General features: G+C 63.6%; 1 protein-coding gene. It reads right to left on the bottom strand.

The features are described from left to right. On the bottom strand, positions 1-1323 hold a 1323-nt coding region (treS, locus tag ACH34T_RS44555), incomplete at both ends, for a maltose alpha-D-glucosyltransferase (RefSeq protein ID WP_396027087.1).

Genomic DNA, 1323 nt, shown 5'->3' with positions numbered 1-1323 from the left:
AGGGAGCCGGGGTTGTTGGTTTGGGCTTCGACGTTGACGGCTTGGTAGCCGTAGATGGGGTCCATGATGACGGGGAGGTAGAGGCGGGCGGGGTCGCAGGCGGAGAAGCCGGCGTTGCGGTCGGGGGTCCATTGCATGGGGGTGCGGACGGCGTCGCGGTCGCCGAGCCAGATGTTGTCGCCCATGCCGATTTCGTCGCCGTAGTACAGGACGGGGGAGCCGGGGAGGGACAGGAGGAGGGCGGTGAAGAGTTCGAGTTGGTTGCGGTCGTTGTCCAGGAGGGGGGCCAGGCGGCGGCGGATGCCGATGTTGGCTTTCATGCGGGGGTCTTTGGCGTATTCGGTGTACATGTAGTCGCGTTCTTCGTCGGTGACCATTTCGAGGGTGAGTTCGTCGTGGTTGCGGAGGAAGATGCCCCATTGGCAGTTGTCGGGGATTTTTGGGGTTTGGGCCATGATTTCGGAGATGGGGTAGCGTTGTTCGCGGCGGACGGCCATGTAGATGCGGGGCATGACGGGGAAGTGGAAGGCCATGTGGCATTCGTCGCCGCCCTGGGCGGGGTCGCCGAAGTATTCGACGACGTCGGCGGGCCATTGGTTGGCTTCGGCGAGTAGGACGCGGTCGGGGTAGAGGCGGTCGATTTCGGTGCGGACGCGTTTGAGGTAGGTGTGGGTTTCGGGGAGGTTTTCGCAGGTGGTGTTTTCGCGGGCGAAGAGGTAGGGGACGGCGTCGAGGCGGAAGCCGTCGATGCCGAGGTCGAGCCAGAAGCGGAGGTTTTCGAGCATGGCGTCTTGGACGTGGGGGTTGTCGTAGTTGAGGTCGGGTTGGTGGGAGAAGAAGCGGTGCCAGTAGTACTGGCCGCGGGTGGGGTCGTAGGTCCAGTTGGAGGTTTCGGTGTCGATGAAGATGATGCGGGCGTCGGGGTATTGGGTGTCGTCGTCGGCCCACATGTAGAAGTCGCCGTAGGGTCCGTCGGGGTCGGTGCGGGAGGCTTGGAACCAGGGGTGCTGGTCGGAGGTGTGGTTCATGACCAGGTCCGCGATCACCCGGATACCGCGCGCGTGCGCTTCTTCCACCAATTCCACGAAATCACCGAGGTCGCCGAAGTCGGGCAGCACCTTCGTGTAGTCGGCGATGTCGTAGCCGCCGTCCTTGAGTGGTGATTGGTAGATGGGCAGGAGCCAGAGGCAGTCGACGCCGAGCCATTGCAGGTGGTCGAGTTTGGAGATCAGGCCGCGCAGGTCGCCGTACCCGTCGCCGTTGGAGTCGGCGAATCCGCGCACTGAGACCTCGTAGAACACGGCCGTCTTGAACCAATGCGGG

It is taken from the genome of Actinomadura sp. 9N215, assembly GCF_044326345.1.
GTDB lineage: Bacteria > Actinomycetota > Actinomycetes > Streptosporangiales > Streptosporangiaceae > Spirillospora.
Note: the sequence above shows the minus strand (reverse complement) of the source record. Positions and strands in the feature narration are given on the sequence as shown.